The following is a 14,301-nucleotide window of genomic DNA, read 5'->3' on the forward strand; positions in this document are numbered from 1 at the left end:
CTTACTGCTTGGCCGCCGAGGCCGGTGCTGCAGGCGCGGCCGGGGCCGACGCTGCTGCGGCAGCCGGCGCGGCGGCGCTCGGCGGCGTCCACGGCACCGCCTTCACGGGCGTGCCGGGCGGCATCATCTGCAGCTTCTGGAAGCCGTCGACCATCACCTGCTCGCCGGCCTTGAGGCCGTCCATCACGACCCACTGGTTGTTCTTGGCCGCGCCGACCTTCACGGTGCGCTTGCTCAGCTTGCCGTCGGCACCGACCACGGTGACCGTGTCACCCTGCTGCGTGCGCGTCACGGCCTGCTGCGGCAGCGTGATGGCATTGCTCACCTGGGCCTGCTCGATGCGCACACGCACATACAGGCCGGGCAGCAGTTCTCCCTTCGGGTTGGGCAGCTCGGCGCGCAGGGTGATCTGGCCGGTCGTCGAGTCGACCGTGAGGTCGGAGAACAGCAGCTTGCCCGGCATCGCGTATTCGCCGCCGCCTTCGAGCACCACGCGCACGCTGGCGGCATCGGGCCCATCGGCGCGCTTGAACTGGCCTGCGGCCATGGCGCTTCGCAGCTTCATCACATCGTTGGCTGACTGGGTGAAGTTCACGTACAGCGGATTGATCTGCTGGATCACGGCGAGCGCGGTGGCGTCGCCCTGCCCCACCAGCGCGCCTTCAGTGACCAGCGCGCGGCCGATGCGGCCCGAGATCGGCGCAGTGACCGAGGCGTAGCCGAGGTTGATGTTGGCGGTGGTGACCGACGCACGGGCCACGCCCACGTCGGCTTCGGCGGACTTCTGCGACGCCACGGCGTTCGCGTATTCCTGCTTGCTCACCGCGTTGGCCTCGACCAGCGGCTTGTAGCGGTCGGCCAGCGCCTTGGCCTGCACGGCGTTGGCTTCGGCACGCGCCAGGCTGGCCTGCGCGCTGCGGGCCGAGGCGGCGTACGGTGCCGAATCAATGCGGAACAGCGGCTGGCCGGCCTTCACGTCGCTGCCTTCACGGAAGAGCCGTTCCTGCAGGATGCCGGCTGCACGGGCGCGGACCTCGGCGACGCGCGAGGCTTCGAGCCGGCCCGGCAGTTCGGTGACCAGGCCGACGTCGGTCGGCGTGGCGACCACCACGCCCACTTCGGGAGCCGGAGGCGCACCGCCACCGGCGGCCGGCGCACCGGCAGTCGGCGCATCGCTCTTGCCGCAGGCGGCCAACGACAACACAACGATGGCAGCAATGGCAGTGGCGAACGCCCGCGTCACAGGCGAGCGAAGGGGCGATGGCGATACATGCAAGACGGGCATGCGAGTCCTTCCAGGGGGAGAGCAAAGGGGGAGCCAGGGCAGCGTCGGCCAGCGAAGACCACACCGCGCCAAGAGAAACCGGCCGGTGCGCGACTATACATACATTCATGGATGTATAGTCAGATCAAGCAGTAAAAACCCGCGGTCTATACATACATGGAGACAGTTTGGCACGTCGCACCAAGGAAGAGGCACTCGCCACCCGGCATCGGTTGATCGATGCGGCGGAACTGCTGTTCCAGGCGCATGGCGTGTCGCGCACGTCGCTGCAGCAGATCGCGGAGAAGGCCGGTGCCACGCGCGGCGCGGTCTACTGGCACTTCAAGAACAAGGCGGACCTGTTCAACGCCATGATGGAGCGCGTGACCCTGCCGCTGGAGACCGCCGCGCACGAAGCCGGCAAGGCCGACCTCGACCCGCTCGGCCAGATCGAACAGGTGATGGTCGAGGCGCTGCGCCTGATGACCAAGGACGCGCAGGTGCGCCGCGTGTTCGAAGTGGCGACCCACAAGGTGGAATACACCGACGAGATGCAGTCCGTGCAGCAGCGGCACCTGGACGTGCGCAACGTCTGCATCCAGGACTTCGAGCGGGCCATGCGCCTGGCGGCACGGCGCGAACGCATCCAGCCAACGATCCCCACGGCCAGCGCCGCGCTGGGCATGCACGCGCTGGTGAGCGGGCTGATCCAGGAATGGCTGCTGGACCCCGACGCGTTCGACCTGGTGGCTGCGGGGCGGCAGACCTTCGGCGCCTATCTCATGGGCCTGGGCTTCCCTCGGCCGGCAGCGGTACCAGCGGACGGCAGCGCGACGAGACAAGAAGTTGCGAAGGTCCCGCTGCCAGGGGCGCCGCGATAGGCGATAATGCGAGGCTTCCGACCACGTCGGGAACCCCTCTCGCTGTATTTCAACGGATAGAATTCGGCCCTCCGAAGGCTGAGATCCAGGTTCGATTCCTGGCGGCGGGACCAGATACAAGCCCGGACTAGTTCACGCTAGTCCGGGCTTTTTCATTTCCCCCCCTGGAGCGCAGGATGCGCGCCTTCAAAGTCGTCCGAGGAAGTGCGCCCCAATCCAGGGACAACTGGGGGCATTTCTGGGGGCATCTACTGCGAGTTGGGGGGCACATCCACTGGATGCAGTGCCCATGCGTGCGCATCTTTCGGAACTACGATCTGCCTTGCTTTGATACGAGCGGACTGTCCGGGCTGAGCCCCTAGGAATTTTTGGTATGCGTCCTGCGTCGGCTTCGCCGCGCAGCGCCGGCAGAGATTGAACAGCTCGTGCACTGCTCGCGTGAGCTTTGCGAACGCTGATGACGGCGTCGCCGTCGTTCGAATGCACGCTCAGCCGATCCGCCCCTCGGGGCGCTGAAGCGGCGAGAGAACGAGAGACCTCTGAGACTGCGAAATCGTCAACGGACGCGCCATGTGAAATACGTTGACCCACGAAGAGAGCGCTCGCTCTGAAACGTTTACAGCAGCCTACAAGACACTTTTCTCCTTGTATCTCGGAACTCCATGCGGCAATGGTCGATAGCGGCCGTACAGAATGCAATGCCCCCCCACTGCACTGATCAGAATGGCGCAAGACTAGCCTGTCTGCGCAAGTTGCGGCAGCATTAGATACCTACCGGCGGCCGATAGCAGCAACTATACGAGCAGCAAGCCAATTCAATTAACCAGAACAATCAGCGATATGTCCGAGATCAAAAGATTCATGGAAGCATCAAGCATTCGCGACGAAGATAACGAATCACCATTTGTTTGCTCAAAATGCTTCAAAGACCCCTTACTAAAGGGCAGATCTTATCAGCTTCTACGGAGCAGAAAATGCATAGGCTGCAACCAAGAAGTTTACAGCGCTATTTCTGTGAAGGAGATCGCAAAGGCGCTATTACCCGCTCTCCCCAACCATTTTATGGTCGATGAAGATTTATATCCAGGCTACAGCATGGGGCTGAGTGAAATAATTAAGCATGCAATAGGATGCGAGAATGAAAACATTAACCACCAAATCTCCACTCATCTCGAAAAGCCAGACGCTGAAGAAGATGATTTTTACTCACAACACCAGGAGTATTGCTGGAAATCAAGTCCTTTTGATTCCGAGGAACATCAACGCTGGTACGTTGTGGGCGACTGGATTAATATTGCCGAGAGCCTTGCTTACGGTCAACGGTTTTTCAACACCCGCGCGAGATTGTTTTTTGAATCGTTAATCGGAGAGGCTCTAGAAGCAAAAAATTCCGATAACCTGAATTCGCCGGCAGCCATACGCATGCTACCCAAAGGATTCCAGATCTATAGGGCTCGCCGTGCAAACACCTCTGCTGAGATCAAAGCAATCACCGACAGCCCAGCAGTTCAATTCAATGCCCCACCGAAAGAAACGCTTTCTAATAATCGGATGAATGCAGCAGGAGTATCCCTCCTGTATACCGCCAGTGACCCAGAAACTGCAATTTCTGAAGTTCGCCCCGCAGTCGGACAGCATGTCGCAGTAGCAGAATTTATAACAAAAAAAGAGCTACAACTTTTCGACTTCACAGCGCTTACAAAAAAACTGTCTTACGAAAAAATAAGCTTGTTAGACCCAAACCATGAAGGACGCGCGCACCTTAGGCTGCTGCTGACTTATCTTCACGATGAAATTTCCAAACCTGCGCGCACGACAAGCAACGACTATATCGTCACACAAGCGCTCTCCGAGTTCATCTGTTATATGAAAGAACCTCATTTCGACGGCATTATATTTGGATCGGTACAAAATCCCGAGGGGATAAATTTTGTGTTCTTTGACAACGAGAAAAATCCAATGAAAAAAATCAGCATCCACCGACTCCCCGAATTCGATGTTGAAATCACTCCAGGGAACGTTCGAGTTTATGAAATAGCAGGCGCCCGGTATTCTTATAAAAACAACGCACCGCCCGATGAATTTTAAAAATTAGCCGCAAGCGGTCGCAGCATTCGCTCAATGCGTTCGGCATCTAGCGTCAGTCGACAGCACCTGATAGGCGTTCCCCAGAGTGATTGGAAGTAGTCCGAGACACCGCAGGCGGAGAACTGGCGCTGTACATAGCGCAGTACCACCACAGCGCCGCGTGACTATTGTGAAACGAGAGAGAACCTTTTATCCCGATAGCTCTCCTGAAATGAATGGACGAATGGCGATGGAATCTCAGGCGCAAACCGCTAAGGACGCTCTGCAAAACTGGCACGCACCCTGCATGGAGTTGACGTCATGATTGCCAAACGAGTGACTGCCCCGAATCAACTTGATCTCGGGCTGAAGCTGTCGACGAAGAAGACGCGCAAGCGGGAATTCCTTGACGAGATGGATCGGGTAGTGTCCTGGTCGGACCTCGTGGCGCTCATCGAACCTCATGCACCCCGGGCCCGCACGGGCCGCCTTCCCTTTGCCATAGAGACGATGCTGCGCATTCACTTCCTGCAGCAATGGTTCAGCCTGTCGGATCCGGCGATGGAAGAAGCGTTGCACGACGTGCCGCTGTACCGGGAGTTCGCGGGCCTGGACGACGCTGTGGTGCGCCTGCCCGACGAGACCACCATCCTGCGGTTTCGCCACCTGCTCGAAGCCCACGAACTGGCCGCTCGGATGCTGGGTGTGGTCAACGACATCCTCACATCCAAGGGCCTGATGCTGCGCGCGGGCACGGCAGTGGATGCCACCCTGATCGCAGCACCGAGCTCGACGAAGAACAATTCGGGCGCACGAGACCCCGAGATGCACCAGACGAAGAAGGGCAACCAGTGGCACTTCGGGATGAAGGCGCATATTGGCGTGGACGCCGAGCTGGGCCTGGTGCACACCGTCGTGGGCACTGCGGCCAACGTCAACGATGTGACCCAGGGGCATGCCCTGCTGCACGGGCAAGAGGAAGTGGTCTTCGCCGATGCTGGCTACCAGGGAGCGATGAAGCGCAAGGAGGCCACGGGCGTTCAATGGCAAGTGGCCATGCGCCCGGGCAAGCGCCGTGCGTTGGACAAGAGCAATCCCATCGACGCGCTGACGGAGAAAATCGAAAAGCTCAAGGCCAGCGTCCGGGCCAAGGTCGAGCACCCGTTTCGGGTGATCAAGCGCCAGTTCGGATTCGTGAAGGTGCGCTACCTGGGTCTGGCGAAGAACACGGCACAGATCAAGACCTTGTTCGCGCTGAGCAATTTGTGGATGGCCAGAAAGCGAATTTTGCAGGGGATGCAGGCATGAGTGCGTGCGCCGCACACGCAAATGCCCGAAGCGGTCGAGAAATGGCCGATTCAAGCGCAACATTGACGCAAAAAACAGCATGAGCATGTCGGCCGCTTCATATCGCGATTAATCACACCCCAATCGCCTTCCGGGTTGCGTTACGCAGACCATCCCGCCATAGACGTTGCAACACACCAGGGAAAAAACCAATGAGCAGCGCGCCGATCATATGCAGTCGCGCCGCCATTGCTAAAAAAATTCTGTCCCATCATCGAAAATAATTGCCGCGCATGTAATCTCCGTAAAAAGAAACCGCCCGACCTCATTCGCCTAGAAACCCAGAATTCGAGAGCATGATGCTCAGATATCAAGGGCCTGTGAGCTCTGATATTTTCCTATCAGTAAGCCGACACACACCAAGAATCAGAATTCTCATGAAGTAGACCAGATCTAATATCGTGCTGGGCTGAGGTACATTAACAGAAGAACCGCTGTGCGCGCATTCGTTGCGGAGTTCAATAAAATTCTTCAGCAGTTGTTCAATTGTAGAAGCGGAATATCGACCTTGAATCGCACCTTCAAGCGAATTCAGCCCTCCTCTTATCCCCAAACCCTGCAATACCGCCTTCACCACTTCTGCCGAAGGGTTGCCTTGAGTTCGGGCGAATGCCTCCCAGGCTGGCGACTTAGCGGCATCCGCAATCGGAGCAACGAGACGCCTTACAAATGCGGACGAATTTCCGAGGGTTTTAGGGCGGTGCTTGGATTCTCGCTTGACCATATCAGCAAGATGCCCAGCACCTTCTCGAATATGTATTTCAAGAAAATCAAATCCAAGCCTATCCATACCAAAACCCTTTGCACTAAGTTGTGCAAAGTAGTTCTCACAATTTACACGAAGAAATGACTCTAAAAATCCGCTTAGAAGCACAACGCTTCCAAATTGGATAGTATGGTGCTGCGTTCGAAGATCTGCGTCACGCAGCGCGGCCGGACTCTCATTCTGGATACGCCTCATAAGCTGCTCGATCGGACGAGCAGAATCCGCAAATTCAGTGAACCCCCGTCGAATCGATTCTCTCATGGCGCTAGATCACCAAAGCTGCAGTTGCGTGCGCAGCCACGAGCTTTTTAAGCTTTTCCACACGAGTCTGAATTGCCCCTTTTCCATTAGTCCCCGTCGTAATCGCATCTCGAAATTGACCGTCCGTATCGAGCATTTTTTGCAACTCCGATTTCAAAGAATCCGCCATATGCGAGTCTAATTTTGCAGGATTGATATCACTAAAGGCTGCCATCAAAGCATCAGCCAAGGGAGCCGATTTGAGTCTCTTCTTTTCATCTTGACGAGTAAAAGCAAGATCCGCACCAAACACCCTCTTTATAGAGTTTATCGCTCGATGGAAAGCCTCCTTTTCTTCATCGAGGTAGGATTCATCTACTTCAGCTTTAGTATTGGCGCGCCCCAAATACTCCCCCAGCCATCTCTTAAAGCTTCCACGAATAGCCGCAGGCTCACGCAGGGCAAAAAATCTGAGTACGAGCTCTACATCCTTCATTTGACTGTAGAGGGTATTGTATTTTCTATCCGCAACATCTTGGGGAATATCCCACAACTCCCTAAAAACGGGCTCATCTGATAGTTTATGCAATAACCGATTAAATTTTCCTTGAAAAATCGCATTGCGAATCTCCATGGAATTGAGCTGCACGCCGCCGGTGTTCAATCTATCAAACACGTCATACTTAACTTCCGCCGAAGACTCACGAAGGAGGAGTACGGCGGGAATAAAGCGGCGCTTTATAGTTGGCGCAAGCCCCTGATCTTCCAGATCGGTATATCTCATCCCGTTTAGCTCACTCCATACCGTCAAGCGCTCAAGGGCATATGTGTTTCTTAGAAATTCATAAATTGCGGTTAGACGTTGCCTTCCGTCCAGCACCACATACATCCCATATTTATCTTCGCCCAAAAAAACTGGCGGGACAGGCACATTCATGATAATGGACTCAACGAATCTAGACTGCTTCCTCACATCCCAACGATCTCGACGCTGAAACTCCGGATTTAATTTTATCTGCTCATCCACCATGGAACGCAGCGTTGAAATTGGCAGTTCAATTTTTTGCGGATGTATTTGCCGCATCTGCTTTGCGTATTTTTTCTCTAGCGCGGTTTCACCGTCGTTAAGATCAAGCTCTTCTTCTTCCTCAGGATAGTCGATAACGTCTGTCATGATTCAAATTACCTTCTGCAAAACGTTGGAAAAAATCAAGGCATGCTCAAGCTTTACATTCACATCCCTGTAAACTTTAAATCGAGGGTTGGAATCTGAGATGGGAGCCCTGACCAGATGGCTTGATTTTTCAATCATTAAATACCCAAGTCGCTCCAGATGCTCAATCACCACCCGACAGAGGTCAATCTCAATTTCCTTAAAAAAAGAGTTTTGAACAACTAGTACTATCGTGCCTTTGGGCGCCGCCCGAACAACGCCGTCCAAAGTTGCAGCCAAGTCCGAGAAATACGAAGAAAAGTATCTAAGATAGTACGCGGAAGCAGCCTTCGTATGATGTGCTCCAATGGCCTTTAGCATCTCTCGAGCAGCAGGCGCTAAATTGGCCATGCCGTACTCTACATCTCGAACCGTGACAACAGAACCAGTAATACGCGTTCGGAGCGTGGCAAATTCATCCGCGGTAACTCCCAATGCCAACATCTCGGGTATTGTCGCAATAGCATAATCTATCCGAGTACAGTAGGGGGGCGAGGAAATTACCAAGTCAAATTCGCCCAACCTCCGAAGATCTTTTTTTGAATCCGCCAAAACCAATTTCGGCCAGACAAATTCATCTTGACGAATTAGCGTCCTAGCAAGAACATCCAATTCTCCGACTACCTTACTCACAAGACCTTCCAACTCCACAAAATCAAGTTGAACTCGCTGGTTGTCCGATTTTGGCCTAACAAACCATGATGGGTTTGTACTTCGCAATGATCGGATAGCTTCGGCGGTGAAACGAGACAGTACAACGAACGCTGCGCCAGAAATTGCATAGAACTCCTTCTCAGGAAGCCCAACGCTGACTTCTTTCGCTAGGAAAATAAGACATTTTCTAAAGCTCCTTATTGCATGCAGCGTTTTTTCGGCAAAGAAAATCCGAGAAAAATCATTTGCACCCTCTTCAGCGAATTCCGTAAGGAGTTTGTGTGCGCCTAGATTTCTCAAGCGCTCAACAAGCTTATTAACCGTTTGCGCTGAAGCTAAGCGAGACCAAGCGAGCGGTATGGTCGCAGGATTTATGTCGACTCCAAAACTTTGAATCCCACGTTGAGCACAGACAGCAGTAGTAGTGCCACTTCCGTTCCAAGGATCAAGCACTCTACACCCCTGCCGGGCGTATCTATTGACAATATCTTCTACAAATTCGCTTGAAAATCCTGCGTAGTATTTATAGCGTGATGCATCTTTTACTATTTGTTTTGGCGTACGCATACTAGGATAGACACATATATTTTTATTTGAAGAGCCATGTTAGCCGCTGCAATTCGATTTGCCTTCCGGCATAAAGCGAAACTGCTAGTCCTTGCTGATACTAGAGTCGATCCTGTCGGCCCACCATTGCATCAATTTGGTCCTATCCTGGACGTAGACCGACCTGTTATAGGCCGCTCTCACTTGGTTGCGTTCAACGTGCGCAAGCTGACGCTCAATCACTTCTGGGTTCCAGCCCGCCTCATTAGCAACGGTTGAGTAAAGCGCTCGAAACCCATGAGCAGTCGCCTCGCCTTTGTACCCCATACGCGCTAATGCACTGTTAATGGTGTTTTCACTCAACGACTTACTTGGGTAAAACGGGCTAGGGAAGGTTAGTTCCCGATGGCCGCTGAGAAGGTGCATCGACTTCAGCACTTTCACCGCCTGTCGCGACAGGGGGACCACGTGTTCAATTCGCATCTTCATCCGCGCGGCGGGTATCCGCCATAGGCGAGCATCAAGATCGAACTCGTCCCACCGCGCGCCCCGCACTTCCCCGGGTCGTACGGCAGTGAGCATTAACAAGCGCAAGGCATGCAGAGTATGCGGTTCACCTTGGTAGGCAGCTAGCTTCGTCAGGAATGCAGGCAGCTCTCGCTCTTGCAGAGCTGGACGGTGCGTAACGCGCCGCGGCTTCAAAATCTCGTTCGGCACGAGATCCAGATAGGGTTGGAATCAATGCGTTGATGCGTCACGGCGTACCGGAAAGCAGCCTTTACCCGCTGCAGCACACGAGTAGCCATTTCGCCCGCGCCGCGCTCTTCGATTCGTTTCACCGCATGCATAACATCGCGAGCAGATATCGAAGCCATAGGGCGATTGCCGAGAAGAGGAAAAATGTCTGCCTCGAGCGAGGATCGCGTTCGGCGCAAGGTAATGGGCTGCCACCGACCCGCCTGATGAGCAAGCCAGTCTCGTGCCACGGCCTCGAACGTGTTTGCTGCCTCGTGCTTAATCCTAGCCTTTGCCTCCTTACGTAGTGCACCGGGATCCTGTCCACAATCCAGCGCCCTACGTGCCGCATCGCGGCGTTCACGAGCATCCTTAAGGCCAACCTCGGGATAGACACCGAACGCTAGCCGTTTCTCTTTGCCTGCGAACCGATACTTCATACGCCAGTAGCGTCCTCCCGCTACTGTCAACTCGAGGTAGAGCCCTCCACCGTCCGAATGCTTGCCAACACGATCAAGGCTTCGCAGCTTTACGTCAGTCAACTTCATAGGCCAGTGTAAACACAGCGGGGGCACAAATGGGGGCATATATCATCCATTCGCCATCGCTTCATAGGGACCTTCGGTTCCTGGCGGCGGACCAGATACAAGCCCGGACTAGTTCACGCTAGTCCGGGCTTTTTGCTTGTGGCCAGGCGAATGTCCGGCCAATGCGCCACGACGGTCGTGAAGCCGCAGGCCGGAAGGCCCCGATCCGGCGGGTCTCGCCAGCGCCATCGTCAACACGGCCTCCCCCACTGTCTTGCTAGTATTTGCGCTCTCGGCAACCGCCCGTCCCCGCATCGGCGGTCTGCCACGGCAACGCATTTCGTCATAGGAGGTACCACGTGTCCTGGAAGTCCCCTCTCGCCCTGCTCGCGCTGTCTGCCGCCGCCTTTCCGGCGCTGGCCCAGTCCGATCGCCAAGTGGTCGAGGCCATGATGACGCGCTCGGCCAACGTCTGCCCGGGCCACAGCACCGAGCGCACCCTGCCGACCGTCAAGGCCGTGCCCGTCGGCGCGTTGCGGGTCATGCTCGACCGCGGCCTGGTGATGTGCCCCGACCGCCGCCTGGACGCCGACGCGCCGGCCGTCTTCTACGGCCGGGTCGGTGTGTTCGGATGGAACCCCGAAGTGGCGGCCAGCTCGGCAGTGATCGTCAAGCAGATCGACGCCATGACCCGCAAGGACGAATACCCGCCGGACACGCTGGTGTGGGACGCCAAGGCCACGCCCCTCCAGCAGCGCACGGTGCCGGCATTCGAGCCCAAGCCCGGCGCTGCCGTGCTGTTCAAGATCCGGTGATCCGACGCCGCAGCGCGGCCATGTGTTTGGGGGACGCTCAGGGCAGCCGCTTGTCGCCGAACAGGCTGTCGTCGACCAGCGGGTAGCCGAGTTCGGGCTTGTAGCGGCGGTTCCAGTTGCCAGCGAATTTCACGCGCGTGGCAAAGGCGGCAAGGTCGGTCCGGTCCATGGATCCGGCATAGATCGCACTGGTCTGGTTGGTCGGCGACACCACGAAGCTGAATGCGGTACCGGCCGCTTCGAGTTGCGGCGGAATCGTGTTGCCCTTGATACCACCCAGCGTGATGCTGGCCAGGTAGTCGCCCACCGCGGTGATTTCACCGGCCGTGCCTTCGCCCAGGTTCGCGATGGTGCCGCCGATGAAGGCATAGATCGTCTCTTCCTTGCCCAGCCCGCCCGGCGCCCCCACGGTGAAGCCCAGGTCGGCGATCGGGCTGCCCGTCACGTCGGTCTGGATGGTCACGATGCTGCCGGCCGGCAGGTTGCGGTCGGCGGTCCAGACGAACGCGGTCTCGTTGGTCAGTCCCTTGAACTCGCCCGTGCCGGTCTTGCGGTCGCGGTCGGTAAAGGTGACTTTCGTGCCGCCATTCACCGCCTTGAGCAACACGAAGGCGAAGGCGTCGGGCGCCTCGGCATTGGCGCCCACGAACAGCAGGTCGCCGATGGCGAGCGAGGTGGGCTGGCCGGCTGCCACGAAGTTGAGCGTGGTGGCATCGTGGATGCCCGCGAACGCGTGGCCCGAGGCATCGACGACGGCGTTCGCATCGACGGTCACGTAGTAGGCCGCATCGGCGTCCAGCTGCTGCGACGGGACGAGTTTCAGCACGTTGAAATTGCGTTGTACGCGCGCCGCGCTGCTGCTGGCGTTGAAGCGCTCGACCACGCTGCCATCGCCCTTGTGCAGCACGAGGTCGCCGGCCCCCAGGCGGATCGCCTTGTTGAAGCTCAGCGTGATGGCCGCATCGCGGTTGACGCCGACCCGGTCGTCGGCCGGCGTGGCACGGCGCAGTTGCGGCCCGGCGGCGTCGACCCACGGTGCGCCCAGGCGCACGACAAAGCCGCCGAACTTCTGGTCGGCCGGATCGAGGTCCTTGGACACCGCGCTCTGGCCGGGCCAGACGGTGTCGCCGTTGTCCATGAGAAGCTGCACTTGCGTACCCGCCTGGACCGGGCCGGCCACCCCGACGACCGACTCGAAGCTGCCGCCGGTTTCCTTGCGCAGCGCGTCGAGATCGTTCGACAGCTCGACCGGCGCACTCTGCGCGTTGCCGGTCCAGCTGAAGAGCGCGAAGTTGCGATCGACGAGCGGACTGCTCGCGCCTGCGGGGCCGGCGACGATGAGGTAGTTGCCGTCGCTGCCCTTGTCGATGGAGCGGATGCCACGCCCGCCGAGTTCAAGCTCGATCGGCGTGCCGAAGTTGGCCTGGGTGGCGGTGCCGGCCAGCAGGGCGTTGGCGTTCTGCAGCGGCACGATCAGCGCCTTGTTGCGTGCGCCGGTGTCCGCCAGCGGTGCGCGAAAGCCCAGCCACAGGGCGCTGTCGCCCGGTGCGCTGGTCATGCCTTCGATGGAGAAACCGTCCACCCGTTCGGGCGCCACGCCCGCGGCCGCCGATGCGGCAAAGCCGAAGTGGTTGGCGCCCAGCCCGTGGCCATTCGTTGCGTCCCAGGCCACCAGCTGGGATTCCAGCGCGCTGAACTGGCCCACGTAATCGAAGGTCGTCGCCGCGCCGGTGCCTGCGACCTTGACGGCGAAGAGGTGCGAGCGATCGGCCATCGCATCTGCGCCGTCCTTGCTGTTGCTGTTCGAGCCTGTGAGGTAGAGCGTGTCACCGATGCGCGTGCCGGCCTCGAGGTCCAGCTCCTTCTTCAGCTTGGGGCCGTTGAGTTCATAGCTCCATTCGAGGACGGCAGCGCCGCCGGCACGCGGGTAGACGCGCAGCACGTTGGCTTCGTCGTCGGCCACGATCATGAAGTCGTCGGGCAGGGCAAAGGCGGTCGATGCGTCCGACGCGCCTTGCGTGGTGCCCGCGTTGGGCTTGAAGGTTTGCGACGACAGCAGTTGCGGCAATGCCGGCGTGACGGGAGTGTCAGGCTGCGTCGCCGGGGGCTGCTCGGCGACCGGTTCGGTGCCGGTCGCGGGGCGGGCGTTGTCGCTGTGGCTACCACCCCCGCAGGCCGCCAGCGCCAGCACAAGGGCGCTGGCGATCAGCACGAGTTTGAAGGGCGGGACGGCGATGGTGCGAAGCGAATGTTTCATGGCGTTCTGGAGGATCGAAACCGGGCATGCTGTTGAGCCGGTGTGACAGAACCGTGAAAGACTTCCAAATCGAAAGCTTGCTTGGGAGCAGCCGCTAAGCTCACTGCCATGACTGCCCTGCCCCTGCGCCGCCTCTTCCTCCTCCTGCTCGCCGCCGCCGTACTCGCAGGCGCCTGGTTCACGCCCATGGACCGCGCCGCCCGCAGCCAGGTCGAGGCTGGCCTGCAACGCGCACTCACCGCATTCGCAGCTGCACGCGCGCTGGGCGCGGTGATTTCCGTGGCGCAGGGCACGCAGGTGGAGGTCACGCCGGCCGGCGTCGGGCTCAGCTTTGCGCCGGGCCAGGCGCTGCAGCCGCTCAATGAACTGGTGGACCGTTTCGGCGCCGTCATGCTGGCGGCCAGCGTGGCCTTCGGCATCCAGTTGCTGCTGCTGAACATCGGCGGGCACGCCGTGGTGTCGGCGTTGGCGTCGGCGGCGGTGTTGTTGTGGGTGGCACTGCGCTGGCGCCGCGATGCGCCGTCGCCGCGCTGGCTGCAGCCGGTGGTGGTCGGGCTGCTGCTGGTGCGCTTTGCGGTGCCGCTGGGCGCGCTGGCCAACGAGGCGGTCTACCGCAGCTTCATGGCCGACGACTACCGCGCCGCGCTGAGCACCATCGAACGTTCGCCCGACGCGGTGATCGGCAGCGCGACCGCCACGCCACCCGCACAGGACACAGGCTTCATCGAGCGCATCCGGCAATGGGCCAAGGGCCTGCCGGACTTGAAGTCGGGCTACGACGCCATCCTCAGTGCGGCGTCCGACTGGGCGGGCAAGATGGTCCGGTTGATCGCGGTGTTCGCGTTGCAGACGGTGGTGCTGCCGATCGGCTTTCTCTGGCTGTCGTGGCGGCTGGCACGCTGGGCGGTGCAGGCGCCTTCGCGTCAAGCGCCGGGTTCCACTTAAGCTGCGCCTAAGCCAGCGCTTGCATACTGCATCCGGACGGTCTT

General features: G+C 58.6%; 12 protein-coding genes and 1 tRNA gene. 6 read left to right on the plus strand and 7 right to left on the minus strand.

All coding sequences use genetic code 11. From position 1 onward, the window contains the following. Position 1: 1 nt before the first annotated feature. Positions 2-1,285 carry an efflux RND transporter periplasmic adaptor subunit gene (locus J2W36_RS17660; protein WP_307691056.1) on the minus strand — a complete coding sequence of 428 codons (1,284 nt, stop codon included), beginning with the start codon at positions 1,283-1,285 and terminating at the stop codon, positions 2-4. Between the two features lie 167 nt (positions 1,286-1,452). Between J2W36_RS17660 and J2W36_RS17665 the strand changes: the two genes are divergently transcribed. From J2W36_RS17665 to J2W36_RS17680, 4 genes are all read left to right on the plus strand, one after another. Beyond that, complete coding sequence (locus J2W36_RS17665) at positions 1,453-2,145, plus strand: TetR family transcriptional regulator (protein WP_307691057.1); 693 nt, start codon at positions 1,453-1,455, stop codon at positions 2,143-2,145. A gap of 38 nt (positions 2,146-2,183) precedes the next feature. Continuing rightward, positions 2,184-2,258 (plus strand) — tRNA-Arg (locus tag J2W36_RS17670). A 727-nt stretch (positions 2,259-2,985) separates the two neighbouring features. Continuing rightward, a complete protein-coding gene (locus J2W36_RS17675) occupies positions 2,986-4,233 on the plus strand; it encodes an RES family NAD+ phosphorylase (protein ID WP_307691058.1) in 1,248 nt (415 codons plus the stop codon). A 300-nt stretch (positions 4,234-4,533) separates the two neighbouring features. Beyond that, complete coding sequence (locus J2W36_RS17680) at positions 4,534-5,520, plus strand: IS5 family transposase (RefSeq protein ID WP_307691059.1); 987 nt, start codon at positions 4,534-4,536, stop codon at positions 5,518-5,520. 349 nt (positions 5,521-5,869) lie between these two features. Here the strand turns inward: J2W36_RS17680 and J2W36_RS17685 are convergent, their stop codons facing one another. The 5 genes from J2W36_RS17685 to J2W36_RS26585 form a co-directional block, all read right to left on the minus strand. Then, positions 5,870-6,586 carry a hypothetical protein gene (locus J2W36_RS17685; RefSeq protein ID WP_307691060.1) on the minus strand — a complete coding sequence of 239 codons (717 nt, stop codon included), beginning with the start codon at positions 6,584-6,586 and terminating at the stop codon, positions 5,870-5,872. Positions 6,587-6,590: 4 nt separating this feature from the next. Beyond that, on the minus strand, positions 6,591-7,739 hold the full coding sequence (locus J2W36_RS17690) for a DUF262 domain-containing protein (RefSeq protein WP_307691061.1): 1,149 nt from the start codon (positions 7,737-7,739) through the stop codon (positions 6,591-6,593). A gap of 3 nt (positions 7,740-7,742) precedes the next feature. Beyond that, positions 7,743-8,999: a DNA methyltransferase gene (locus J2W36_RS17695; RefSeq protein WP_307691062.1), complete on the minus strand. Its 1,257-nt coding sequence runs from the start codon at positions 8,997-8,999 to the stop codon at positions 7,743-7,745. A gap of 84 nt (positions 9,000-9,083) precedes the next feature. Then, on the minus strand, positions 9,084-9,695 hold the full coding sequence (locus J2W36_RS17700) for a tyrosine-type recombinase/integrase (RefSeq protein ID WP_307691063.1): 612 nt from the start codon (positions 9,693-9,695) through the stop codon (positions 9,084-9,086). Next, the gene (locus tag J2W36_RS26585; RefSeq protein ID WP_370869346.1) at positions 9,677-10,300 is read right to left on the minus strand and encodes a tyrosine-type recombinase/integrase; all 624 of its coding nucleotides are present in this window, start codon (positions 10,298-10,300) and stop codon (positions 9,677-9,679) included. The genes J2W36_RS17700 and J2W36_RS26585 overlap by 19 nt, the downstream gene beginning before the upstream one ends. A 299-nt stretch (positions 10,301-10,599) precedes the next feature. On the opposite strand from J2W36_RS26585, the gene J2W36_RS17705 reads away from it, so the two are divergent. Continuing rightward, on the plus strand, positions 10,600-11,055 hold the full coding sequence (locus J2W36_RS17705; protein ID WP_307691064.1) for a hypothetical protein: 456 nt from the start codon (positions 10,600-10,602) through the stop codon (positions 11,053-11,055). 37 nt (positions 11,056-11,092) lie between these two features. Here the strand turns inward: J2W36_RS17705 and J2W36_RS17710 are convergent, their stop codons facing one another. Then, positions 11,093-13,312: an Ig-like domain-containing domain gene (locus tag J2W36_RS17710; protein WP_307691065.1), complete on the minus strand. Its 2,220-nt coding sequence runs from the start codon at positions 13,310-13,312 to the stop codon at positions 11,093-11,095. 108 nt (positions 13,313-13,420) lie between these two features. Between J2W36_RS17710 and J2W36_RS17715 the strand changes: the two genes are divergently transcribed. Continuing rightward, a complete protein-coding gene (locus tag J2W36_RS17715; RefSeq protein ID WP_307691066.1) occupies positions 13,421-14,257 on the plus strand; it encodes a hypothetical protein in 837 nt (278 codons plus the stop codon). Positions 14,258-14,301 lie beyond the last annotated feature (44 nt).

It is taken from the genome of Variovorax ginsengisoli, from assembly GCF_030811835.1.
Taxonomy (GTDB): domain Bacteria; phylum Pseudomonadota; class Gammaproteobacteria; order Burkholderiales; family Burkholderiaceae_C; genus Variovorax; species Variovorax ginsengisoli_C.

Coding starts and splice junctions, on each gene's coding strand:
- J2W36_RS17695 (WP_307691062.1), bottom strand. CDS start 8,999: ATGCGTACGCCAAAACAAATAGTAAAAGATGCATCACGCTATAAATAC.
- J2W36_RS17715 (WP_307691066.1), top strand. CDS start 13,421: ATGACTGCCCTGCCCCTGCGCCGCCTCTTCCTCCTCCTGCTCGCCGCC.
- J2W36_RS17685 (WP_307691060.1), bottom strand. CDS start 6,586: ATGAGAGAATCGATTCGACGGGGGTTCACTGAATTTGCGGATTCTGCT.
- J2W36_RS17675 (WP_307691058.1), top strand. CDS start 2,986: ATGTCCGAGATCAAAAGATTCATGGAAGCATCAAGCATTCGCGACGAA.
- J2W36_RS17680 (WP_307691059.1), top strand. CDS start 4,534: ATGATTGCCAAACGAGTGACTGCCCCGAATCAACTTGATCTCGGGCTG.
- J2W36_RS17690 (WP_307691061.1), bottom strand. CDS start 7,739: ATGACAGACGTTATCGACTATCCTGAGGAAGAAGAAGAGCTTGATCTT.
- J2W36_RS17710 (WP_307691065.1), bottom strand. CDS start 13,312: ATGAAACATTCGCTTCGCACCATCGCCGTCCCGCCCTTCAAACTCGTG.
- J2W36_RS26585 (WP_370869346.1), bottom strand. CDS start 10,300: ATGCCCCCATTTGTGCCCCCGCTGTGTTTACACTGGCCTATGAAGTTG.
- J2W36_RS17660 (WP_307691056.1), bottom strand. CDS start 1,285: ATGCCCGTCTTGCATGTATCGCCATCGCCCCTTCGCTCGCCTGTGACG.